Source organism: Blastococcus sp. MG754426 (assembly GCF_021699055.1).
GTDB lineage: Bacteria > Actinomycetota > Actinomycetes > Mycobacteriales > Geodermatophilaceae > Blastococcus.
In genome coordinates, this window is record NZ_SSXC01000180.1 from 1 (window position 1) to 519 (window position 519).

A 519-nucleotide genomic window follows, 5' to 3' on the forward strand; every position below is an offset into this window, starting at 1 on the left:
GGCAGCGTGGTGCTGGTCGGTGGCGGCCCCGGCGACCCCGGCCTGATCACCGTCCGCGGCCGCCAGGCCCTGGCCACCGCCGACGTCGTCGTCGCCGACCACCTCGCCCCCCAGGCCCTCCTGGCCGCCCTGCCCCCCGAGGTCCAGGTCATCGACGCCGCCAAGCTCCCCCGCGGCCGCGCCATGGCCCAGGAGACCATCAACGACCTGCTCCTCACCCACGCCCGCGCCGGCCGCCGCGTCGTGCGCCTCAAGGGCGGGGACCCCTACGTCTTCGGCCGCGGCTACGAAGAACTCCAGGCCTGCACCGCCGCCGGCATCCCCGTCGAGGTCGTCCCCGGCATCACCAGCGCCGTCGCCGTCCCCGCCCTCGCCGGCATCCCGGTCACCCACCGCGGCCTGACCCACGAGTTCGTCGTCGTCTCCGGCCACCTGCCCCCCGGCCACCCCGACTCCCTGGTCGACTGGGCCTCCCTGGGCCGCCTCCGCGGCACCCTGGTGGTCCTCATGGGCGTGGAC

General features: G+C 76.7%; 1 protein-coding gene. It reads left to right on the plus strand.

Going from position 1 to position 519, the window contains the following annotated elements; genetic code table 11:
* Window positions 1-519 (plus strand): uroporphyrinogen-III C-methyltransferase (cobA, locus tag E9549_RS22885; RefSeq protein WP_236828898.1); only part of this gene is annotated, 519 nt, incomplete at both ends.